The sequence below is a fragment of the Chitinophaga sp. genome (assembly GCF_019236475.1).
Taxonomy (GTDB): domain Bacteria; phylum Bacteroidota; class Bacteroidia; order Chitinophagales; family Chitinophagaceae; genus Chitinophaga.
Genome location: NZ_JAFAIX010000011.1, coordinates 207,262 through 230,728, shown reverse-complemented (window position 1 = coordinate 230,728; position 23,467 = coordinate 207,262). Strand labels below are relative to the sequence as shown.

Annotated in this window: 21 protein-coding genes; 8 read left to right on the top strand and 13 right to left on the bottom strand. The window is 44.3% G+C overall.

All coding sequences use genetic code 11. From position 1 onward, the window contains the following. Nucleotides 1–29 precede the first annotated feature (29 nt). Entirely contained in the window at nucleotides 30–3,077 is a 3,048-nt protein-coding gene (locus JO154_RS15575; RefSeq protein ID WP_291947123.1) for an amidohydrolase family protein, read from the top strand. Nucleotides 3,078–3,102: 25 nt separating this feature from the next. Continuing rightward, nucleotides 3,103–4,407 carry an amidohydrolase family protein gene (locus JO154_RS15570; RefSeq protein ID WP_291947120.1) on the top strand — a complete coding sequence of 435 codons (1,305 nt, stop codon included), beginning with the start codon at nucleotides 3,103–3,105 and terminating at the stop codon, nucleotides 4,405–4,407. A 109-nt stretch (nucleotides 4,408–4,516) separates the two neighbouring features. Here JO154_RS15570 and JO154_RS15565 read toward each other — a convergent pair whose 3' ends face one another. Both JO154_RS15565 and tyrS read right to left on the bottom strand, forming a co-directional pair. Then, nucleotides 4,517–6,901 (bottom strand): ABC transporter permease, encoded by a 2,385-nt coding sequence (locus JO154_RS15565; RefSeq protein ID WP_291947117.1) that lies wholly within the window; start codon nucleotides 6,899–6,901, stop codon nucleotides 4,517–4,519. 205 nt (nucleotides 6,902–7,106) lie between these two features. Continuing rightward, nucleotides 7,107–8,390 (bottom strand): tyrosine--tRNA ligase, encoded by a 1,284-nt coding sequence (gene tyrS / locus JO154_RS15560; protein WP_291947114.1) that lies wholly within the window; start codon nucleotides 8,388–8,390, stop codon nucleotides 7,107–7,109. Between the two features lie 211 nt (nucleotides 8,391–8,601). On the opposite strand from tyrS, the gene JO154_RS15555 reads away from it, so the two are divergent. After that, a complete protein-coding gene (locus tag JO154_RS15555) occupies nucleotides 8,602–9,633 on the top strand; it encodes a hypothetical protein (RefSeq protein ID WP_291947111.1) in 1,032 nt (343 codons plus the stop codon). A 67-nt stretch (nucleotides 9,634–9,700) separates the two neighbouring features. On the opposite strand, the gene rfbD is transcribed toward JO154_RS15555, so the two are convergent. The 6 genes from rfbD to JO154_RS15525 are packed head-to-tail and all read right to left on the bottom strand — an operon-like array spanning nucleotide 9,701 to nucleotide 15,627. Next, nucleotides 9,701–10,567: a dTDP-4-dehydrorhamnose reductase gene (gene rfbD / locus JO154_RS15550; protein WP_291947108.1), complete on the bottom strand. Its 867-nt coding sequence runs from the start codon at nucleotides 10,565–10,567 to the stop codon at nucleotides 9,701–9,703. Between the two features lie 8 nt (nucleotides 10,568–10,575). Beyond that, nucleotides 10,576–11,136 carry a dTDP-4-dehydrorhamnose 3,5-epimerase gene (gene rfbC, locus JO154_RS15545; RefSeq protein WP_291947105.1) on the bottom strand — a complete coding sequence of 187 codons (561 nt, stop codon included), beginning with the start codon at nucleotides 11,134–11,136 and terminating at the stop codon, nucleotides 10,576–10,578. 8 nt (nucleotides 11,137–11,144) lie between these two features. Further along, nucleotides 11,145–12,200, bottom strand: coding sequence for a dTDP-glucose 4,6-dehydratase (gene rfbB / locus JO154_RS15540; RefSeq protein ID WP_291947103.1), 1,056 nt, complete (start codon nucleotides 12,198–12,200; stop codon nucleotides 11,145–11,147). Nucleotides 12,201–12,221: 21 nt separating this feature from the next. Continuing rightward, the gene (locus JO154_RS15535) at nucleotides 12,222–13,166 is read right to left on the bottom strand and encodes a UDP-glucuronic acid decarboxylase family protein (RefSeq protein WP_291947100.1); all 945 of its coding nucleotides are present in this window, start codon (nucleotides 13,164–13,166) and stop codon (nucleotides 12,222–12,224) included. A gap of 11 nt (nucleotides 13,167–13,177) precedes the next feature. After that, the gene (locus tag JO154_RS15530) at nucleotides 13,178–14,491 is read right to left on the bottom strand and encodes a UDP-glucose/GDP-mannose dehydrogenase family protein (protein ID WP_291947097.1); all 1,314 of its coding nucleotides are present in this window, start codon (nucleotides 14,489–14,491) and stop codon (nucleotides 13,178–13,180) included. Continuing rightward, entirely contained in the window at nucleotides 14,488–15,627 is a 1,140-nt protein-coding gene (locus JO154_RS15525) for a DegT/DnrJ/EryC1/StrS aminotransferase family protein (RefSeq protein ID WP_291947094.1), read from the bottom strand. Before JO154_RS15525 ends, JO154_RS15530 begins: the two co-directional genes overlap by 4 nt. Nucleotides 15,628–15,740: 113 nt before the next feature. Between JO154_RS15525 and JO154_RS15520 the strand changes: the two genes are divergently transcribed. After that, on the top strand, nucleotides 15,741–17,000 hold the full coding sequence (locus tag JO154_RS15520) for a glycosyltransferase N-terminal domain-containing protein (protein WP_291947092.1): 1,260 nt from the start codon (nucleotides 15,741–15,743) through the stop codon (nucleotides 16,998–17,000). Here the strand turns inward: JO154_RS15520 and JO154_RS15515 are convergent. After that, complete coding sequence (locus tag JO154_RS15515; protein ID WP_291947090.1) at nucleotides 16,970–17,986, bottom strand: hypothetical protein; 1,017 nt, start codon at nucleotides 17,984–17,986, stop codon at nucleotides 16,970–16,972. The two genes, JO154_RS15520 and JO154_RS15515, sit on opposite strands and share 31 nt — an antisense overlap. Nucleotides 17,987–18,071: 85 nt before the next feature. On the opposite strand from JO154_RS15515, the gene JO154_RS15510 reads away from it, so the two are divergent. After that, a complete protein-coding gene (locus JO154_RS15510; protein ID WP_291947088.1) occupies nucleotides 18,072–18,641 on the top strand; it encodes a thymidine kinase in 570 nt (189 codons plus the stop codon). 66 nt (nucleotides 18,642–18,707) lie between these two features. On the opposite strand, the gene JO154_RS15505 is transcribed toward JO154_RS15510, so the two are convergent. The 4 genes from JO154_RS15505 to accC form a co-directional block, all read right to left on the bottom strand. Further along, nucleotides 18,708–19,073, bottom strand: a complete 366-nt coding sequence (locus JO154_RS15505; RefSeq protein WP_291947086.1) for a helix-turn-helix domain-containing protein — start codon at nucleotides 19,071–19,073, stop codon at nucleotides 18,708–18,710. Nucleotides 19,074–19,091: 18 nt separating this feature from the next. Continuing rightward, complete coding sequence (locus tag JO154_RS26525) at nucleotides 19,092–19,385, bottom strand: type II toxin-antitoxin system HigB family toxin (protein ID WP_366935590.1); 294 nt, start codon at nucleotides 19,383–19,385, stop codon at nucleotides 19,092–19,094. A 228-nt stretch (nucleotides 19,386–19,613) separates the two neighbouring features. Continuing rightward, nucleotides 19,614–20,105 (bottom strand): GtrA family protein, encoded by a 492-nt coding sequence (locus JO154_RS15500; protein WP_291947084.1) that lies wholly within the window; start codon nucleotides 20,103–20,105, stop codon nucleotides 19,614–19,616. A 76-nt stretch (nucleotides 20,106–20,181) separates the two neighbouring features. Then, nucleotides 20,182–21,672: an acetyl-CoA carboxylase biotin carboxylase subunit gene (accC, locus tag JO154_RS15495; RefSeq protein WP_291947082.1), complete on the bottom strand. Its 1,491-nt coding sequence runs from the start codon at nucleotides 21,670–21,672 to the stop codon at nucleotides 20,182–20,184. 90 nt (nucleotides 21,673–21,762) lie between these two features. Here accC and JO154_RS15490 point away from each other — a divergent pair, with 90 nt between their 5' ends. The 3 genes from JO154_RS15490 to JO154_RS15480 all read left to right on the top strand — a co-directional run bounded on the left by JO154_RS15490 (nucleotide 21,763) and on the right by JO154_RS15480 (nucleotide 23,466). Further along, nucleotides 21,763–22,431, top strand: coding sequence for a heme exporter protein CcmB (locus tag JO154_RS15490; protein ID WP_291947079.1), 669 nt, complete (start codon nucleotides 21,763–21,765; stop codon nucleotides 22,429–22,431). A 145-nt stretch (nucleotides 22,432–22,576) separates the two neighbouring features. Further along, nucleotides 22,577–23,239 (top strand): cytochrome c biogenesis protein CcsA, encoded by a 663-nt coding sequence (ccsA, locus tag JO154_RS15485; RefSeq protein WP_291947075.1) that lies wholly within the window; start codon nucleotides 22,577–22,579, stop codon nucleotides 23,237–23,239. Continuing rightward, nucleotides 23,236–23,466, top strand: a complete 231-nt coding sequence (locus JO154_RS15480) for a CcmD family protein (protein WP_291947074.1) — start codon at nucleotides 23,236–23,238, stop codon at nucleotides 23,464–23,466. The genes ccsA and JO154_RS15480 overlap by 4 nt, the downstream gene beginning before the upstream one ends. Nucleotide 23,467: the final 1 nt, after the last annotated feature.

Below are 23,467 nucleotides of genomic sequence, written 5' to 3'. Positions count from 1 at the left end.
AATCTAAATCGTATAAATAAACGTTTTTCATGAAAAAAGCTTTTGAGAAACCTGGGACACTACTTTTGTCCCGAGGATTAACCTATGCCCTGAAGCGGCATCGCAGTCAGCTATTGTTGCTGGCGCTGCTCCTGGCAGGCTCCGGTGCGAGCGCTCAAAGTACTTTCCCCACAAACGGTATTGCTGAGCCGAAAGAAGGCTGTTACGCGTTTACACATGCCACCATTATACGCGATGCGCAGAATACTATTTCTAACGCTACATTGGTCATCCGAGACGGTAAAATTACCGACGTTGGACCTAGCGCCGCTATCCCTAAAGATGCAGTGGTAGTGGATTGTAAAGGGAAATACATTTATCCTTCCTTTGTGGATATCTACAGCAACTATGGCCTGGGAGATGCCAAAAAAGGTGGATTCAATTGGAATGCTGCCCCACAGTTTCTTTCCAATACCAAAGGCGCTTATGGCTGGAACCAGGCTATCAAAAGTGAAGTAGATGCGGTGAAACTGTTTAATACAGATGGCGCAAAAGCAGCACCACTGCGTAGTGTAGGCTTCGGGACTGTGTTGACACATCAGCAGGATGGTATCGCCAGAGGCACCGCCACATTAGTAACCCTCGCAGATGAACGCGAAAACACCGTTATCCTCCGGGAGAAAGCGGCTGCCGCCTTCTCTTTCGATAAAGGCACTTCCACACAGAACTATCCGGGCTCCCTCATGGGCGTTATTGCGCTCCTCCGTCAGAGCTTCCTAGATGGACAATGGTATAAAAACCGTCCTGCTAAAGAAGGCGTAAACCTCAGTTTACAAGCCTGGAACGATAATCTCCAACTGCCACAGATCTTCGCTGTTTCTGATAAATGGGAAGCTGTTCGTGCAGATAAAGTAGGAGATGAATTTGGTGTACAATACATTATCAAAGGCGCTGGCAATGAATACCAACGTATCAATGATATGGCTGCTACCAAAGCGTCCTTCATCCTGCCGGTAAATTTCCCCTCTGCTATAGACGTGGAAGATCCTGCTGACGCCCGTTTCGTAGCGCTGAGCGATATGAAACACTGGGAAATGGCGCCTACAGAACCTGCTGCTTTCGAAAAGGCAAATATTCCTTTCTGCCTGACAGCTTCTGATCTGAAAGATGTAAAACAGTTCCTGGCCAATGTGCGTAAAGCCATTGAATACGGTCTTTCTGAGCAAAAAGCGCTAGAAGCCCTGACCAAAACACCTGCTACCCTCATCAAAGCGTACGATAAAGTAGGTAGCCTGGAACCCGGTAAACTGGCCAACTTCCTCATCACCAGCGGCCCTGTTTTCAACGAGAATTCAGTGCTCCTCCAAAACTGGGTACAAGGAAATAAATATGTGATCAAAAATGATGGCTGGAACGACCTGCGTGGTACCTATGCGGTATCCCTGAGCAACGGCAACACCTACACAGTGGAAGTGAAAGGCAGTCCTGATAAACTACAAGCAACTGTACTGGGCAAAGATACCCTGAGTGGAAAAATCGATATCAACGATAAACTGGTAACCTTGATGCTGCCACAAGCTAAAGGTAGCAATACGGGCCTGCGCCTCAATGGATTGATCAGCAAGGATCAATGGATGGGTACTGGCGTAGATTCTAGCAATAGCAGCCTTAGATGGACGGCGGTGCTTTCCAAACCATACCAGGAAAAAGCCGATTCTGCTAAGAAAAAACCAGCGCCACAAGTGGGTGCATTATACTATCCATTCAATGGCTATGGCTGGGATAAACTGCCACAGCAACAGGATATCCTGATTAAGAATGCAACTGTCTGGACGAACGAAAAAGAAGGTAAACTGGAGAATACGGATGTATTAATCCGTGGTGGAAAAATCGCCCAGATCGGTAAGAACCTGGCGGCCGGAAATGCCCGCGTAATCGATGGTACAGGCAAACACCTGTCTGCGGGTATCATCGATGAGCACTCTCACATCGCTATCTCTAAAGGTGTCAATGAAGGTTCTCAATCCGTGACAGCAGAAGTACGTATAGCCGATGTGGTGAATCCGGAAGATGTGAATATCTATCGTCAGTTGAGCGGAGGGGTTACTGCTTCTCATCTGCTGCATGGTAGTGCCAATGCCATCGGCGGACAATCACAACTGATCAAGCTGCGTTGGGGCCAGAATGCTGAAGAGATGAAAGTTGCCGGTGCTGATCCTTTCATCAAATTCGCATTAGGTGAAAACGTAAAACAATCCAACTGGGGCGATAGAAACACCGTTCGTTTCCCTCAAACACGTATGGGTGTGGAGCAAATCTATATGGATGCGTTTACCCGTGCACGTGATTATGAAAAAGAAGGAGCAGGCAAACGTCGCGATTTGGAATTGGATGCACTGGTGGAAATCCTCAATTCAAAAAGATTTATCACCTGTCACTCTTATGTACAGAGCGAAATCAATATGCTCATGCACGTGGCAGATACCTTCCATTTCCATGTAAATACCTTCACACATATCCTGGAAGGCTATAAAGTAGCTGATAAAATGAAAGCACATGGCGCAGGAGCCGGCACATTCGCCGACTGGTGGGCTTACAAAATGGAAGTACAGGATGCGATTCCTCAGAACGCTGGTATCATGAGCCAGGTAGGCGTTGTTACTGCTATCAATTCTGATGATGCGGAGATGGCCCGTCGCCTGAACCAGGAAGCTGCAAAAAGCATCAAGTATGCTGGTTTGTCTGAAGAAGACGCTCTGAAAATGGTAACGCTGAACCCTGCTCGCCTCCTGCATGTGGACAACCGCATGGGTAGTATCAAGGTAGGCAAGGATGCGGATCTCGTATTGTGGAGTGATGATCCATTGAGCATCTATGCGAAAGCAGAGAAAACACTCGTGGATGGTATCGTGGAATTCGATCGGGAATATGATCTGCAGTTGCGTCAGCGCATCGCCGCAGAACGTAGTCGCCTTATCAGCAAAATGCTGAATGAAAAGAAAAAAGGTGGACAAGTAGAAAAAGCCGCTTTCCATCAGGATGAAATGTACCACTGTGAAGATTTGCAGGGTGGCCACCAGCATGATGTAATCCAATAGCCGTTCATTTTTAATTATCAGCCTAATGAAAAAACAACATATCATATTTACGGCAGCTCTGGCGATGCTGATCTCTAAAGGTCAGGCACAGGAAACCGTATATCCTGCTCCGGCGCAGCAAAAGCCGGTATATCTGACAAATGCCACTATCCATGTGGGCAACGGCCAGGTAATCACCAATGGAACTATTGGTTTTGAAAAAGGAAAGATCGTCGCAGTAGGCGCGAATGTAAACGCCGCTGCTGGCGCTACCGTATATGACCTGAAAGGACAACATGTATACCCTGGCATCATTGCGCCAGAAACCAATCTGGGCTTGGTGGAATTTGAAAGTGTACGTGCAACTAGGGATGAACGTGAGGTGGGTGAAATCAATCCTTCCGTACGTTCTCTGATCGCTTACAATACAGATTCAAAAGTGATCAATACCCTCCGTTCCAATGGTATACTGCTGGCAGGTATCACGCCTGAAGGCGGTGTTATCAGTGGTACTTCCTCCGTGGTACAACTGGATGCATGGAATTGGGAAGATGCTGCTTACAAAGCAGACAACGCATTGCACTTGTTTATTCCTCGCCTGGTACCAGCGGGAGAGGGCGGTGGTGGCCGTCGTGGCGGTCGTTCGGATGATGGCGGTAACAATGCTTTGACCATGATTGAGAATGTACGCACTTTCTTCCGCGAAGCAAAAGCTTACCTGGCAGAAAGCAAACATACTGCTACCAATCTGAAGTATGAAGCCATGCGCCGTTTGTTTAATAAAGAACAGAAACTGTTTATACATGCGGAGCTACAAAAGGAAATGATGATAGCAGTAGATTTCGCAAAAGAATTTAATGTAGATGTGGTGATCGTTGGGGGAACAGACTCCTGGCGTATTACAGATCTCCTGAAAGCAAATAATATTGCGGTCATCCTCAGCCAGCCGCATAGTTTACCTGTAATGCAGGACGACGATGTGGATCAGCCTTACAAAACACCAGCACTGTTACAAAAAGCGGGCATATTGTTCTGTCTCAGCAACGAGGGCTTTTGGCAACAGCGTAACCTTGGCTTTGAAGCAGGAACTGCAGCTACTTACGGACTTACCAAAGAGGAAGCATTAGCCGCTATTACGAGCAATACGGCAAAAATCCTGGGTGTGGATAAACTGACCGGCACCCTGGAAACCGGCAAGGATGCGAATATTGCTGTGAGCAACGGGGATATGCTGGATATGAAGTCCAGCGTTATTACCCAGGCCTTTATCCAAGGACGTGAAATCAACCTGGATAATAAACAGAAACAGTTGTATGAGAAGTACCAACAGAAATATGGTCTGAAGAAATAGTCTAAAACTCTTCTGCCTGTCGCCCCTGCCCACTAGGCAGGGGCGACGAATAAAAAACGGTAAGTGACGCAGATGTCACTTACCGTTTTTTTATTGGAAAGAAATCGTGTTATTCTGATTTCAATGATTTAACTGGATTCACCAACGCTGCCCTGATAGACTGATAACTCACCGTAATCAATGCAATCATCAAAGCGATGGCGCAAGTGCCCACCAGCAGCCACCAGGGTATGTCTGTACGATATTCATAACGTAGCAGCCATTTATGCATGGCGTAATAAGCAATAGGAACGGCCAAAACAAACGCTATCAGTACTAGCTTCACAAAATCTTTGGTCATGAGGCCCCATAAGTGCAGCACAGAAGCGCCTAATACTTTCCTGACACCTACTTCTTTGATCCTTTGTTCTGCCATGAAAGTGGCCATGCCAAATAATCCCAGGCAACTGATGATAATCGCCAGGATGGCAAAGAAGCTAGAGAGTTGGGCAATACGTCTTTCTGCATCAAATTTATCTGCGTAGTTGTTATCTACAAATTGATAGTTGAAAGGCACACCAGGATTATATTTTTTGAAGACCTTTTCTATTTCTCCAAGTGATTGAGCGGTGGATTTGGCAGGATTAAGTCGTGCGGTGATGAAGTTTTTTTGTTCATCGTTAAGACTAAAAACTGTTCTGAAAATTTTTTGGTAGGGAGATTCCATTACCATATCCTTCACTACGCCAATGACGGTGCGAGGGTGGCCATCCACCATTACAATTTCCCCAACTGGTTTTTTGAATCCCATGAATTTAGCGGCGGTTTCATTTAGGATCAGCCCATTGGAATCGGAAGCGAAATCCTTGGAAAAGTCGCGCCCCTCGAGGATCTGCCAGCCTATCGTTTTTCCAAAATTTTGAGATACAGTAATGGCCGCGAAGTTGCCATCGGTGCCAGGCAGCATGCCTTTCCACGTATATCCGTTGTTGATAGCCATAACACCTGTTGTAGGAGAAGATGCGCCTGCCATATCTACGATAGTTCCGGATGATAGCAATTCCTGTCGGAATGGTTCATAGTTGGAGGCTAATGTTGGCGTGTTGGCCATAAAAGAGATCAATCCTTCCCGGTTATAAGCAGTAGGTCTGCTTTGGGCAAAATTGATTTGTTTGATAACCACGAGGGTTCCTATAATGAGGCTAACGGATACAGTAAACTGTATCACTACCATTGTTTTGCGTGGAATGGCTGCTAATCGGCCGCCACGGAATGTCCCTTTCAATACTTTCACCGGCTCAAAGGAAGACAGGTATAAGGCGGGGTAACTTCCTGCCAACAGGCCAGTAATAAGGGTGATACCCAGTGCTATTAGCCAGAACATCGGATTGGTATAAGGAATACTCACTCTTTTAGTTGCCATGTCATTGAAGGCGGGCAGACTGCATTGCACCAGGAGGAGTGCCACTATAAAAGCAATACCTGCTACCATCAGCGATTCACTGAGAAACTGTACAATCAACTGATGTCTAATGGAGCCTATTGCTTTTCGTATACCCACTTCCTTTGCCCTCTTCTCCGAACGGGCAGTGCTCAGGTTCATAAAGTTGATACAGGCCAATAACAGTACAAAGCCTCCGATAATGGTGAATAGCCATACAAACTGGATCCCGCCCCCGATGTTTTTCCCATTTTCCCAATCGGAGTACAGGTGCCATTTACTCATGGGATGAAGGAAAATCTCAGGTTTAAAAGCCGCATCCTGTGCGCGTACTTTATGTAGTTTAACATCCTTGATTTTAGTGGATACTTTTTCCAGGTCGGCGTGATCTGCCAGTTGCGCGTAGCATTGTGTAAAATTAGAACGCCAGGGGTTTTCCATCTCCCTAATCCATGTCTCCCTATTCAACTTTAATTCCCAGGGCGCCATAAACGCAATTTCGCGAAAAGAGGAGTTGTAAGGCAGATCCTCATAAACGCCGGTTACTTTTACATCCACGGAGCCATCTAATTTGATGAGCTGGTCCATAGGATCTGTATCGCCAAACATGGCTTTGGCGGTGGATGCGGACAGCAAAATGGAATTGGGATCTTTCAGGCCGTTGCGGGTACCTTTCAGCATTTTTAAACTGAGCATTTCCGGAAAAACAGGCTCAAAGAAGTTACCTACTTTGGATATACCATTATTATTGTGGCTGAGGATATGGGATATTGGCCAGTCAGCCATGGATATATATTTGAAGTCGCTGCCGTACTTATCCCGGATTTCATCGCCCAACAGGTAAGGGACGGCGAGTTGTGTGCCTTTAACCCCATTAAAGGTTTGATGTTGCATAACTGCCACTATACGATCATAGTTGTCGTGATTTTTGCTAAAAGTCAGTTCATCCTGCAACCATAGTCCAATCAACATTGTCACCGCCATGCCTAAGGATAAGCCAGCAATGTTGATCAGTGAAAAGGTTTTATTCTTTCGGAGATTTCTCCATGCGATTTTGGTATGATTGCGCAGCATATCATCAATATTTTATTAGGAGCACCGCAAGAAAATTGCCATTTGAATAAGGTGCTTAGTATCAGGTAGTTATCATGGGTGTTGATAAATTTAAATGTCCGCTTATGAACAACAAAAATCAAAAAACGGACGGTTATCTTTTTCAAAAATAAAAAAGGTTGTCTCATTTTGAGACAACCTTTTACTAACGATTATGCATGATCGGTTAGATCGCTTTCAGCAGATAATAATTCTTCTTTCCTTTTTGGAAGAGGATGTATTTATCACGCAATAAAGCTTCGGTGTTGATCACCTTATCAATACCTTCAATTTTTGTTTTGTTCATGCTGACACCGCCGCCCTGCACCATTTTGCGGGCCTCGCCTTTGCTAGGGAAAATTCCTGTTTCTGCTAGCAGCGATACGATATCTTTTCCTGCCTGCAGATCCGCCAGAGGTACTTCTACCTGTGGTACGCCGGTCAGTACATCCAACAGTTGTTCTTCAGTAAGGGATACCAGTAAAGCCGCAGTGTCGTTCTTAAAAAGCATTTCAGACGCTTGTACAGCGAAATCATATGCTTCCTGTCCGTGAATGAATACGGTCACTTCTTGGGCCAGACGTTTCTGAAGTTGGCGTTGTTCTGGTGCCAGACGGTGTTGGGCAATCAGTTCTTCTACTTCCCGTTGTTCCATGAAAGTGAAGATCTTGATATAGCTTTCCGCATCTACGTCGGTGGTATTCAGCCAGAACTGGTAGAACATGTAAGGGGAGGTGCGAGACGCATCCAGCCATACAGTACCAGATTCGGTTTTACCGAATTTGGTGCCATCTGCCTTTTTAATGAGCGGGCAAGTAAATGCAAAAGCTTCTCCCTGCACTTTACGGCGGATCAGTTCTGTACCTGTAACGATGTTACCCCATTGGTCGGAGCCACCCATCTGCAGTTTACAGTTTTTAGCTGTATACAGATGATAGAAGTCGTACCCTTGGATGAGTTGATATGTAAATTCAGTGAACGACATGCCATTATCTCCTTCAAGTCTTTTCTTTACGGAGTCTTTGGACATCATGTAGTTCACCGTAATGTGTTTACCGGTGTCGCGAATAAAGTCGAGGAAAGTGATGTTTTTGAACCAGTCAAAGTTGTTCACCATTTCCGCCGCATTAGTTTTTGCAGGATCGAAATCCAGGAAGCGTTCCAACTGGGCTTTGATACCAGCCACATTTTTGGCGAGGGTATCCAGGTCCAGCATTTTTCTCTCTTCTGCTTTGAATGAGGGGTCGCCCACCATACCGGTAGCACCACCTACCAGCGCCAGGGGCTTGTGTCCTGCCTTTTGCAGGTGTACCAGCAGCAAGATAGGAACGAGACTGCCAATATGGAGTGATTCTGCAGTAGGATCAAAGCCGATATAGGCTGTTGTCATTTCCTTTTGCAGTTGTTCCTCAGTGCCAGGCATCATATCCTGTAGCATGCCCCGCCAGCGCAGTTCTTCTATCAGATTCATGATTCAATAAAATTTGTCAATTCTGCAAACCTACAGAATTAATGGCAACAGTTGCTTTTAAATTAATAATGCGTATATATAATGATTTTTATAACTGTATGCCGCATGTATAAACTTCTCTAGCCTAGGTTATTTCAAATGAATGAATTTTTAGTGCTATAACTTTGCAGCCGAAATTTGTTAATCGTCATTCTAAAGAAAAATGTACTGTATGAAAAAGCTTATGCTACTTGGCGTCGCTGCCACGATGCTTTTTTTTGCTTGCTCCAAAGATAAGGACAAAGACAACGGCAACGAACCCGCTACTACTGTAGATTATAACGGAAACACCCTGACGGCTGCGGTTAAAGTGAACTATGGTACTGTTGTAAAAGGAGACATTCCTGCTGCTTCCAACGATCCTGCTGCACCAATGCTCTCTATTGAGATGGCGCAGAGAACCTATGCTGCCATCGCAGGTCAATATATTGCGATTCCTATCTATATAGAGCAAGGCACCATGGCAGGCGCATATGCGAAATTTGATGGAGCAGACTCCTACTTCAACATTGATTACGCTAAACCTGTCAATGGTCGAGAAGGATTTTCAGCTCCGGAACGTCGCCGGTCTGATTCTTCGATTATTATCAAATTGCCTGCTGACTTCAAGGATAAGGTAATTAATGTGACCGTGGCTATTTATGATGCAACTGGCAAAACAAGTAACAAGTATACTTTGCCGGTTACTGTTATGAATACCCCTTATAGCAATGATGCAAAGGCTTTTGCAGGAAAATGGTATCCTCAGAGAGAGAAGGATACGTTCAAGGTATGGCATGATAATATCAACACTTATGAATCTAAAATGTGGTACACTTGTGTTGCTGGCAAACCTCAGACTACCAATGATAGCCTGACACCTGGCAATTATAAGGCAAAAATAAATTCTCAAAAAGAAGAGGACGCCTGGCTGAATCTGAATGCAAATGGTAGCGGTACTAAGTATAACAAATTTACCAGAGAGGAAGTAAATCTGGGAAAATCTACCTGTGGGGCGTTAGTCTATGATGCAAACACCGCCGAATTCAAATATGAGTGTACCTGGGGATATAATCCTAAAACCAAGAAAATGATATTCATTTATGATTTTACGTCCAATGGCCATCCTGGCTGGATCCAAATAGAAGAACAGGATGTCTATATGGAAAATGGTAAAATGTATACTTTCGATGGGTACTACCTGACGGAATACGCAAAAAAATAAAATCGTATAAATTTAAAAAGCGAAGGTCCTGCCATTTGGCAGGACCTTCGCTTTTTAAATCAAAAACTTAAATATGTTTCAGGCATTCCGCCAGGCTATCACGCCAGTAGGGAATGCTGATACCAAAAGTAGATTTGATCTTATCCTTATTCAAAACGCTGAAAGAAGGGCGTTTGGCAGGAGTAGGATATTTGTCGGATGTGATAGGGGAGACACGGGTCGTCGCACCAGTCAATTCCTTAATAGCTACGGCAAAATCATACCAGCTAGTCACCCCTTCATTGCTGTAATGGTAAACGCCGCCAACAGATGTTTCTGGATGTTCCATTCGATGACGGAGGATCTGCAGCAACACGTTAGCCAGGTCTACAGCATAAGTAGGCGTACCTGCTTGATCGAATACCACATTCAGTTCTGGTCTTTCCTGCATCAGTTCCTTCATACGTTTCGCGAAGTTGACACCGAATTCAGAGTATAACCAGGAAGTTCTTACAACGATATGATTGGCATCTGTACCAACAACGGCGGCCTCTCCACGCATTTTGGAGCTACCGTAAACGCTTTGCGGATCAGTCTCATCACTTTCCTTGTAAGGCACGCTGTTTCTACCATTGAACACATAGTCAGTAGACACATGCAGCAATGGTATCTGTTGTGCAGTACATGCTTCCGCGAGGGAGAGCGCTCCCTGGAAGTTCAACAGGAAGGCTTTTTCTTCCTCTGTTTCTGCTTTATCAACGGCTGTATAGGCAGCGCAATTGATACAGGCAGCAGGTGTATTCGTGTTGAAATATTCGGAAACAGCTTCCGTATTAGTGATGTCTAGCACATCGTAATCCGTGTAAATAAGATTGAATTCAGGGAAAACAGTGGCTGCTTTTCTTAAAGCATGCCCGAGTTGTCCGTTTCCGCCTGTTACCAAAATATTCTTCATGATAACGATTAACGATTATAAGTGAAATTATGGGAGATATCAGCCAGTTTGGGCAACACCAGGTCCTTTTCAGAAACGATGGCATCTTTCAGATCAATACCCCAATCAATTTTAAGGGCTGGATCATTGAAGATAATGCCTCCTTCGCTGCCTTTGTGATAAAAGTTATCACATTTGTACATTACTTCCGCGGTCTCGCTGATTACAGCATAGCCATGGGCGAAGCCTTTCGGTACCAGCAATTGCAGCTTGTTGGCGGCACTCAGTTCAATAGCAAAGGACTGACCATAGGTAGGAGAGCCTGTGCGTACATCCACTGCTACATCAATAATACTACCTTCCAGTACGCGTACCAGTTTGGTTTGTGCATAGGGTTCCAGTTGATAATGAAGGCCACGTAATACCCCATAGGTACTACGAGCCTGGTTATCCTGAACAAAATTATAAGTAATACCTGCAGCACTAAAAGTGTTGGCATTATAACTCTCAAAAAAATAACCCCGATGATCACCATGCACTACTGGTTCAAACACCAGCAGATCTGGAATATGTGTTTCTTTAAATGGCATAGTCGAGATTATCTTTTTTGATATTGTTCCTGGTAATATTGTTGATAAGCGCCACTGGTAACGTGTTGCAGCCATTCTTCGTTGGCAAGGTACCAGTCAACTGTTTTTTCAAGTCCTTCTTCAAACTGAAGAGATGGTTCCCATCCCAGTTCTTTATTCAGTTTGGTAGCATCAATGGCATATCTGAGATCATGACCAGCACGATCCTTCACATAGGTGATCAGTTGCGCAGAAGTACCTTCCGGACGACCCAATTTCTGGTCCATAATACGACATAACAGTTGAATCAGATCGATGTTTTTCCACTCATTGAATCCACCAATGTTATAGGTTTCACCAATTCTTCCCTGATGGAAAATAACATCAATTGCGCGAGCATGATCTTCTACAAACAGCCAGTCACGTACATTTTCCCCCTTTCCATAAACAGGAACAGGCTTATTGTTCTTAATATTATGAATGGCCAGTGGAATCAATTTCTCAGGAAAATGATTTGATCCATAGTTATTGGAACAGTTAGAGATAATCGCTGGCAAATGATATGTATGATAATACGCCATCACAAAGTGATCTGAACTCGCTTTGGATGCAGAATATGGCGAACGTGGATCATATGGGGTTTCCTCTGTGAAGAAGCCTTCTTCTCCCAAACTGCCATACACTTCATCCGTAGAAACATGGTAAAACAGTTTACCCGTTTCATTGCCTTTCCAGTGCTTTCTAGCAGTATTTAACAGAACAGCAGTGCCGAGTACATTTGTTTTTATAAATGCAAGCGGATCAAGAATAGACCTGTCTACATGGCTCTCAGCAGCAAGGTGAATCACTCCGTCGAATTGGTATTTCTGGAAAAGCGCATCTATGAAGGTTTCTTCAGTAATGTCCCCTTTCTCAAAAATGTAATTAGACTTTTCGTTTATATCTGCCAGGTTTTCCAGGTTACCGGCATAAGTGAGTGCATCCAGATTCACGATCTGGTAATCCGGATATTTGTTGACAAATAACCTGACAACATGGGATCCAATAAATCCAGCTCCACCGGTAATTAAGAGTTTCCGCTTCATTTGGAATTTAATATCAATTTTTTATTGTGATAATGCTTTTTTAAAGTATTCGTAAGTGATCTTCAATCCTTCCTGTCTGTTTACTTTTGGTTCCCAACCCAAGAGGGTTCTGGCCTTCGTAATATCAGGTTGGCGTTGTTTTGGATCATCTTTTGGCAGCGGAAGATAGATAATTTTCTGCTTAGAGCCTGTTAATTTAAGGATTTCACCTGCAAAATGATTGAGGGTAATCTCTTCTGGATTGCCAATATTAACTGGTAAATGGTAATCTGATAGCAGTAGGCGATAAATCCCTTCAATCAGGTCTCCTACATAACAGAAGGAACGCGTCTGACTACCATCTCCAAAAACAGTAAGATCTTCTCCATTGAGGGCTTGACTCATAAATGCGGGTAAAGCCCGGCCATCATTGAGGCGCATACGTGGCCCATAGGTATTGAAAATTCTTACTATCCTGGTTTCTACGCCATGGAAATTGTGATAAGCCATGGTGATAGATTCCAGAAAGCGTTTGGCTTCATCATATACGCCACGTGGCCCTACAGGGTTTACATTTCCCCAGTATTCTTCTGGCTGTGGATGTACAGTAGGATCTCCATATACTTCTGAAGTGGAAGCCACCAGGATTCTTGCCTTTTTCTCTTTGGCGAGTCCCAACAAATTGTGGGTGCCAAGGGAACCAACCTTTAAGGTCTGGATAGGCATTTTAAGGTAATCAATGGGGCTAGCAGGGGAAGCAAAGTGTAAGATGTAATCCAGTTTACCCGGAACATGTACGAATTTGGTAACATCATGATGATAGTACTCAAAATCAGGTAAGGGGAACAAATGTTCAATGTTGCTGATATTCCCTGTCAGCAGGTTATCCATGGCTATTACATGATAACCTTCCTGAATAAAACGATCACACAGATGTGATCCAAGGAAGCCGGCAGCGCCGGCTATCAGTATTCTTTTTTTCTGCATAAAAGAAAGGGTTAAGATAATACAGGAGTACGGCCTACACTCTCATAATGATATCCCAATTCCTTCATTCGGCTTACTTCAAACAGGTTTCTGCCATCAAAAATGGCTTTGTGTTTCAGGGCTGCGCTGATCTTGTTAAAGTCAGGTGTTCTGAATACGCTCCACTCAGTGGCAATCAAGAGGGCGTCGGCATTTTCCAAGCAGGTATATTGATGATCTGCATAGGATATTTTGTCTCCCAACTGATTTTTTACATTATTCATCGCTTCCGGATCAAATACAGTAACAGTGGCGCCTTCTTGCAATAACGCTTCAATCATGTATAATGCCGGCGCTTCCCTGATATCATCGGTATTAGGTTTGAATGCAAGCCCCCAGAGCGCAAAGTGTTTTCCTTTCAGATCACCGTTGAAAAAGGCTTTGATCTTAGGCAGGAGAAACAATTTCTGGTCTTCATTCACGTCCATTACGGCGTTGAGTATCTTAAAGTCATAGGCAACTGCTTCGGCAGACCTTACCAGGGCCTGTACATCTTTCGGAAAACAACTTCCACCATACCCAATTCCCGGGAAGAGAAAGCGTTTACCAATACGGTCATCGCTCCCAATACCTCTACGTACCATATCCACATCCGCTCCCAGTTTCTCACAGAGAATCGCAATTTCATTCATGAATGAAATTTTGGTGGCGAGGAAGGAGTTCGCAGCGTACTTGGTCAGCTCTGCGGAGTTCTCATCCATGTACAGTACTGGGTTGCCCTGTCTTACAAAAGGAGCAAAAAGTTCTCCCATGATTTTACGGGCTCTTTCAGATTCTGTACCAATCACTACGCGGTCTGGTTTCATGAAATCATCCACTGCTACGCCCTCGCGTAGAAACTCCGGATTTGATACCACGTCAAAAGGTACCTTGGCATTGCGCGCAATGGCGGCGGTAACTTTAGCTGCTGTACCCACTGGTACAGTGCTTTTGTCTACAATAACCTTATAATCTGTGATTAATTTACCAAGTTGGTCAGCTACATTGAGTACAAAGGAAAGATCAGCAGCTCCGTCAGCGCCTGGAGGGGTGGGCAGGGCAAGGAAAATAACAACTGCATCTTTAATACCTTCTTCCAAACTTGTCGTAAAATGGAGACGGTCTTCTTTCAGGTTCCTTTCGAATAATTTTTCCAGGCCAGGTTCATAAATGGTAATTTGGCCGGAAGAGAGCTTGGCAACTTTGTTTACGTCAATGTCTACGCAGGTAACTTCGTTTCCAGTTTCCGCAAAACAGGTACCGGTTACGAGTCCAACGTAACCGGTACCTACTACTGTAATCTTCATGCAGGGTTCTGATTTAGAAATGATTTTACTGATTGAATAATGTGATCAAGTTGATCAGCGTCCATTTCAGTGTGTATCGGCAAGGAAATCACCTTGTGGGTGAGCGTATCGGTTACAGGTAAGTTAAATTCAGCGCCACCAAAATTAGCAAACATCTTCTGACGATGTGCAGGTACCGGATAATAAATCATCGCCGGAACTCCTTTCTCTGCCAGGTATTTCTGCATCTCATCTCTATTGGCACCTTCCAGTTGCATAGTGTACTGATGGAATACATGGTATCCATTTTCTGCACGGAATGGGGTAATAATTTGCGGAATGTCTGCAAATGCGGCATCATAAGCATCTGCTACTGCACGTCTTGCACGGATATATTCATCCAGCAAAGGCAGTTTAATACGGAGTACTGCTGCCTGTACACTGTCCAGACGAGAGTTAACGCCTACTACATCATGGTAGTAGCGGGCAGACTGGCCATGGTTGGCTACCATTCTGATTTTTGCTGCGATAGCATCATCGTTGGTGAAGATAGCGCCGCCATCTCCATAACAACCCAGGTTTTTGGAAGGGAAGAAGGAGGTACAGCCAATATGACCAATGGCACCGGCTTTCTTCTTGCTACCATCTTTAAATGTATAATCACCGCCAATTGCTTGGGCGTTGTCTTCAATTACATACAGGTTATGTTTATTAGCTACTTCCATCAGCGGCTCCATATCAGCTACCTGACCATACAGGTGCACCGGCACAATCGCTTTGGTTTTGGAAGTAATAGCTTTTTCTACCTGCTCAATATCCAGGCAATAGGTTTTAGGGTCAATATCCACAAATACAGGCTTCAATTGCAGTAAAGCAATTACTTCTGCTGTGGCAATAAAAGTAAAAGATGGAGTAATCACCTCATCTCCTGGTTCCAGACCCAGCGCCATCATAGCTATTTGCAGGGCATCTGTACCGTTTGCACAAGGGATAACATGTTTAATCTGCAAATACTGCTGTAACTCTGCTGAAAACTGCTGCACTGCTCCGCCGTTAATGAAGGCGGAACTCTCCAACACTTCCTGGATGGCTGCATCAACCTGTGGCTTAATTTTATTGTACTGGCGTTTCAAATCGACCATCTGAATAGGAACCATATGCGCTGTATATTTTTATTTTGTTTAAAGTGTGCAAATTTACAAAAATTGAGATTGGGAGGGACCTATCTTTGTACCTCCTCAAAATTTGAGTAAAAGTACGTAAGCAAAACATGATAGCTTCAATTATATATAATTTATTTATCAGGTTATACAGAGCAGGGGTAGGTATAGCTTCCGCAACAGGAAATAAAAAGGCAAGTCTCTGGCTGAATGGCCGCCTGGGCTGGGCAATACGCCTACAACAGCAACAATTGACAGATTCCCGCGTGGTATGGGTACATGCTGCCTCCCTGGGGGAATTCGAACAAGGAAGACCCGTTCTGGAGGCTATCAGGGCAAATTATCCAGGGTATAAAATTTTGTTAACTTTTTTCTCCCCCTCGGGCTATGAAGTGCGCAAGCACTATCCAGGGGCGGATTATATCTGCTACCTCCCATTGGATACCAACGCCAATGCCCGTAAATTCCTGGATCTAACCCGCCCAGATCTGGCTATTTTCATCAAATACGAATTCTGGATGCATTTCCTTACGGAGCTGCATACACGAAAAGTTCCCACTTTATTGGTATCCGGTATTTTCCGGGAGAAACAGATCTTTTTCAAAGGCTATGGCGGTATGTTCCGCAAGCTGCTGGCTGGGTTTACCCATCTATTTGTGCAGAATAAGGCCTCGCTAGACCTTTTGCACCAAATCCAAATGCAAAACGCTTCTATCAGTGGAGATACTCGATTCGACCGGGTGGCGGCGCTACTAGCCGAAACGCAGCAACTGCCACTCATTGCGCAATTTGCGGAAGGGAAACAATTGTTAGTCGCTGGTAGCACCTGGCCGGAAGACGAGCAAATACTGGCCAACTGGTGGAAAACCAATGAAAACAGCCAGTTGAAATTGGTCATCGCACCACATGAAATTCATGAGGCACATATCCAGTCCATTTTATCCTTGTTTCCGCAGGCGGTTCGCTATAGCGCTATAAAGGAGCAATGGCAAGACGCATCCATCCTAATAATAGATAATATTGGAATGCTAACTACTTTATACCGCTATGCCTCCATGGCCTATGTGGGTGGCGGGTTTGGCAAGGATGGTATTCATAATATCCTAGAACCGGCTGTTTATGGCATGCCTGTGATCATCGGACCTGTATATGATAAGTATTTTGAGGCGGTGGAACTAGTGGCAGCAGGAGGTGCAATAGTTATCAACAATGATCAGGAATTGCGGTCTCAAGTAGATTTATTATCGTCAGACACCACTTTGCGGGCACGAAAAGCCGCTATCAGCAAGGATTACGTCTTGTCTAACAAAGGGGCTACCGAGAAAATTTTACATTATATTCAGGAAAATCGTTTCCTGAGCAAGGTATAGAAGTGTTTTACCAGGGGATCTTCATCCTGCCAACCCTGTAAAATCTTTATTTCACGCTGAATCCACCTATCGGCTTCCTGGAGGGTGCCGAAATCATTGATGGTTTTGATGGAGCGTTCGTAGAGATCTTTATCGTTGTTGAAAAGTTCACCAATGAATTGGTACTTGTCGTTGATGCCGATGGCATTACGCAAATCCTGAATCCGCTGCTGGCTCAACTTCTGACCCAACTCTATCTGTTGATGCGCGAGTTTGTCATTCAGCGAATTGCCATTGGCGGGTGTAGGCGCCGGCTGATCGAACAAGGTGGGTGTAGATGTATATTCCTTAGCAACTGGCGCCGCTGCTGCAGCAAAACCCGGTACTGGCGGAGGCACTGGCTGTGGTGCAGGCTTGGTTTCTTCCACGTACTGCGGCCTTACTGGTTCAAAATTGATGGGTTGCACAGGTTTGCTTTCAGGCACATATTGCGGTACCGCCGGTTCAAAATTAATTGGAGTTGGGGTACTTTCTTGTACAAATTGTGGCGTAACCGGTGCTGGATCTGGTATTACAGGCGCCGGAGCCGGAATATTTTCAGGTTCAAAATGATGATGGACAGGTTCCGCTGCTGGCATGGCAGTAGTAGTTGCCGCCTGCGGCGAGACAATATTTTCGGGAACGGCAGTTTGCTGCACAGATACGACCGGCATTTCCTTGAATGGGAGGTCCGTTTCCGTTAGTTCCGGTTTATTTGACGGTAAAGTTGTAGTTTGCACCGCTGGTTCAGGAACGGTAACAAAAGGTTCCTGACGGGCAGGCATTATGACAGCAATCTGTCCGGATGTAGACTGTATCTGCTGTTCATGCGATGATTGATGCTGTCTGTTCCTTGCATGTAAGACCTCAGCCTGCAACATTTGTACGTAATACGAAATGGTTTGCAGGTCTGCACCGGAATATCTTAATTCCTGAAGCTTCTCAATTAATGCATATATTTTTTCCATGCCTTAATTGTTAACGGTGAGTAATAGATAATTATTTCACTAAAATTAGAGTATTTTAATTAATTAATAATCAAAATAGTACATTATGTTTATTGAACCTTCTCTTGCAGGAGGACGCAGGGGCTGGATAGAAGTAATTTGCGGCTCAATGTTTTCCGGAAAAACAGAAGAGCTCATCCGCCGACTGAAACGTGCGCGCATTGCCAACCTGAAAGTGGAGATCTTCAAACCCGCCGTGGATACACGTTACGATGAAAGTAACATCGTTTCCCACGATGAAAATATGATTCATTCTACCCCCATAGATAATTCCCAACAAATTTTGCTGTTGGCCCAGGACGTAGACGTGATAGGGATCGACGAGGCCCAGTTCTTCGATGCGGAACTGCCGGCAGTATGTGATCAACTGGCATTGAGAGGTATCCGTGTGATCATCGCTGGATTGGATATGGATTATACAGGCAAACCTTTCGGCCCTATGCCGGCATTGTTGGCCAAAGGTGAATACATCACCAAGTTGCACGCCATCTGCATGAAATGTGGGGAAGTGGCTAACTTCTCTTACCGTAAATCCGCCACCAAAGACACTGTCCTGCTGGGCGAAAAGGATTTATATGAACCCCGTTGCAGACATTGTTATTATGAACTGCCATAAAATATTATAGGGAGACAACAAGTCCGTGGACCAGTTGTCTCCCTATATAATTATATAAAAACTCTACTACATCAGGCTTTCCAGTAACAGATTACCATCTATATGAAACTTGTTATGCATAGTTTTTAATACCTCTGCATTTGGAGCGGATTTATCATGCAATAACTGACTAAGAAAACCTTTCGATATGTTTAATTCTTCAGCCAATTTGGTCTGACTCATTTTTTTACTATCAAGTATATACTGTAATATGGCTGGGAACTTTGGCTTTATTGGCATGGGGTAATGAATGTTTTCCCATGCTTCAACCACCTCCGCTAACAGGCTTAACCTCTCTTCCTCTTTCTTGCTTAGTTTAGAAAATCCCTTTTGATAAAGACCCTCAATTTCCGCCATCACAGTAAAGTATTCCTGCTTTGATGAAATTTTCATAATTATTAATTGTCCTTGTTATAAATGTAGCAAGGTGCCATTTTTGTTGTGTGCATCATATTCAGCATGTGTCAATATTGCCCGAATGTAAACAAGCTGCGTGTTAAAATGAATACCTGCTACTAATCTAAAATTGTTGCCACCAATATTGAAGACATATAGGTCTGCACCTACATATTCAACTGACCCTGATATTGCATTCTTTAGGTCATTCAGATTACGACAATTAGCATTTCTGATCTTTCTACACCAATCGTTTAATGACGGTGCGGATATTGGATGTTTGGCCTCGAAAGTGTAAATGGGAGGCATAGATATGATCCTCATTAAATCTTAGTTTAATTTTTTTGATGCTTTTTGTCATATCACAACTAATTATTAATCTGTACGAATATAAACAATGGTTTTATAATGTAAAAATAGTTTTATATAGAAAACTATTTTTTGGGAAAAATATCTGCGAAAATGTAATACACAATAAAAAAAGAGCAGCCAATTTTGGCTGCTCTTAATGATATTTGTCTAATGATAATTTTTTTCTTACGCCCGCTGCTCCTTCACCTTGAACGTAAATTTCTTCTGGGTCATATAGCTGAAAATCACTACCAGTGCCGTAGTGCAAATCTTCGCTACAGTTGGGAACAAATGCATCTGCTCTACAAAGATCTTCATCAATGCATAGTTCAACAACACACAAATGCCCACCAGCATGAAATACCGGAATAATTGCGTACGCCCCTGCAGGTTAGATTCGGAGAACACCACATATTTACTCAGCATAAAGCCAGTAGGGAATGTCACCGCCATCGACATGAACATCGCGGCAATGTGCGCTCCCATATTGATATTGATCAACGGCAGATGTACCGCCTGTTTCTCCAGAATGAAATTGTAGCAAATGAAATACAGAAAGATATCCAGCACAGTATTACCACCGCCACAAGCCAGGTAACGGAAGGTCTGCGCGGGAATAATCCCACTGAATGGCTTATGGAAGAAGTCTATGATGTTGAGTATGAGTCTGCGTATCATATAAAAAATTGTCGCAAAGTTAATTGTTTCCACGTTTAACGGAAGCACTTTAACTTATCTTAACATATGTGATAATTTATCTTAACGTATTTCGCTTTTTCCAGTTACTGGTTTCCTGATTCGTGGAAAGCGCTCCCTGTTGTAAAGCTAATTGTTCCTGCTGCCATACTTGCGCAGCCAGAATTGCGGCTACTTTATTTACCTGTTCATCGGCTGTAGCCAAGGATTGAGGAGTAAAATACTTCGCAATAAAATTCGTATCGAAGTTGCCCTGAATAAATGCGGGTTGTTGCAAGGCCCAATGACCAAACGGTAAAGTAGTACGAATACCTTTCACCTGGTATTCTTCAATAGCCCGCAGCAGCCTGTATCTGGCCTCTTCGCGGGTGCTGCCCCATGCAATTAATTTAGCAATCATAGGATCATAATAAATGGGTATATCCATGCCCTGCTCATAACCATCATCCACTCGAACCCCATATCCCTGCGGACGAATATACGTTTCCAGTTTACCCGTATCCGGTAGGAAGTTGTTGGCTGGATCTTCTGCGCATACACGTAATTCGATCGCATGACCATTTATCTGCAAACTTTCCTGGTTAAAGGTAAGTTGTTCCCCGCGGGCTACACGGATCTGCTCTTTTACGAGGTCCAGTCCGGTGATGAGTTCCGTTACCGGATGTTCTACCTGCAGGCGGGTATTCATTTCCAGGAAATAGAAATTAAGCTGTTCATCCACCAGGAATTCCACGGTACCAGCGCCATAATAATTACAGGCCCTGGCCACGTCTACCGCACATTTACCCATCGCTGCCCGAATAGCCGGCGTTAGCACGGAAGAGGGCGCCTCTTCAATCAATTTCTGGTGCCGACGCTGTATAGAACACTCACGCTCAAAGAGATATACATAGTTGCCGTGCTGATCGCCCAATACCTGTATTTCAATATGGCGTGGAGAGCCCACATATTTTTCAATAAATACTGCATCATCGCCAAAGGCACTCTTCGCTTCGCTCTTCGCCAGGCGGATCTGTTCTTCCAGCTCTTCGGGGTTATTTACCACGCGCATGCCCTTACCACCGCCGCCAGCACTGGCCTTGATTAATATAGGAAATCCTGTTTTCTGAACTACTTCCCTGGCTTCTTCCACACTACGCAAAGGCGTTTCTGTGCCTGGCACCATCGGAACGCCAAATTTCTGCGCAGCCTGTTTGGCGGCCAGCTTGCTTCCCATGACTTCAATAGATTCCGGAGAAGGACCAACAAAAGTTATACCTGCCTCCCTCACTTTTTGGGCAAATCCCGCATTTTCACTCAGGAAGCCATAACCAGGGTGAATGGCGTCTGCTCCACGTTCCAGGGCAACGGCAATCATCTTTTCCCCCAGCAGGTAAGACTGACTGGACGGGGCAGGACCGATACATACCGCTTCATCTGCATATTGTACAAATGGCATGGTACGGTCTGCTTCTGAGAACACCGCCACCGTTTTTATACCCATCTCATGGGCAGAACGCATGATGCGTAGAGCTATTTCCCCTCTGTTGGCAACCAGAATTTTTTTCATCAGTCGGAATTTTAATATCTGGCAATATAATGAATAGCTGCCAGTTGACAGCAGCTTTTAAACCCTCATTACCTATCTTTGCCGTTGATCATGAAAAAAAATAATCCAATTCATCAGACCCTTACCCTTGTGAAAAAGGACCTACTTCTGGAAATGCGCCAGCAGTATGCTTTTTATGGTGTCTTACTATATATCGTTTCTACGGTCTTTGTTATAAACCTCATGATGGGCAAACCAGAAGATAAACTCTGGAACGCCCTCTTCTGGGTAGTCCAACTCTTCGTAGCAGTAAACGCAGTAGCCAAAAGTTTTATGCAGGAAAGCAAGGGTCGATTACTTTATTTCTATTCCTTGGTGCATCCCCGGTACTTCATTGCCGCCAAACTGATATATAATATTATATTGATGCTTGTCATGAGCCTGATTGCCTTGGGATGTAGTATCATGCTGCTGGGCAATCCTGTCTCCAAACCAACATATTTCATTGGCGTCGTACTCCTGGGAGGTGTTAGTCTTTCCCTGCTGTTTACCATGCTGGCGGCCATTGCGGCCCAAGCCAACCATAGTGCGGCCCTGATGGCTATTATGGGTTTCCCGCTGATCCTGCCCGTTTTAATGCTGTTGGCGAATATCTCTATGCCGGCCTTTCTGACAGTATACCAGCCGGGTCTGCCAAAAATGTTTTGGCTCCTGGGAGGAATGGACTTCCTTGTAATTGCCCTATCCATGATACTTTTCCCGTTTTTGTGGAAAGACTAGTTAGTCAAATCGCAATAAAAAGCCCTACTTATGGTAATGTTGTTTAATGAGTTTTCAGGCATGTTTGATAAACTTAAAATCCTGTAAAATCTTTGTGATTACCGCTAAAACGTGTAGGTTTGCCCCGGAATATAGCTGCGAAAAAATGGCCAGACATTGGTGGAAAGCATTGGCGATACTGCTTCTTTTATACACAATTATCGCCGGGTTCACTATCGAAATACCATTGATAGGAACGAACGGACAATCATCCCGAGGACTGTTCTTTCATGTACCCATGTGGATGTGCATGTATACGATGTTCACAATCTCTGTTGTCAACTCCCTCCGATATCTTTCAAAATATGATATGAAGAAGGATGTACTGGCAGGTACTGCTGGTACCGTGGGAATGCTCTTCGGTTTACTTGGCTTTGCAACAGGCTCCCTCTGGGCTACCTATACCTGGGGCGGTACCCTCACCAGCGACCCTAAACAAATGAGCACCGCTATTGCCCTGCTCATTTATATGGCTTACCTGGTACTGCGTATGTCGATCCATGATATGGACAAACGCGCACGTATTTCTGCCGTTTTCAACGTTTTTGCCTTTGCCTTACTCATCCCGTTGACTTACATCATCCCTAAAATGGTGGATTCATTGCATCCTGGAAGTGCCTCTACTCCTGGCTTCTCCGGCAAGGATACAGATAGCCATATGAGAATGGTGTTTTATCCTGCTGTCATTGGATGGATTTTATTGAGTGTGTGGATCTACACCCTCGTAGTACGTTATAAGAAATTAGAGCTCAAAAATATTTTTAAATGATCTACAGAATATTCTCCCGTTGCCTGACCATTATGTTGTTGCTGATTTCTTTTGTGGCTAGCGCCCAGCAACAGAATACGGAGACGGGACCTGTAAACGAATTTTTCCGTAGTAATGGTAAAATCTATGTGATTGTTGGTGTTTTAGTGATCATATTCCTCGGTATTGTGTTATTCCTGATTAACCTGGATAGGAAAATCAAGAAGCTGGAAGACAAAGACAAATAAC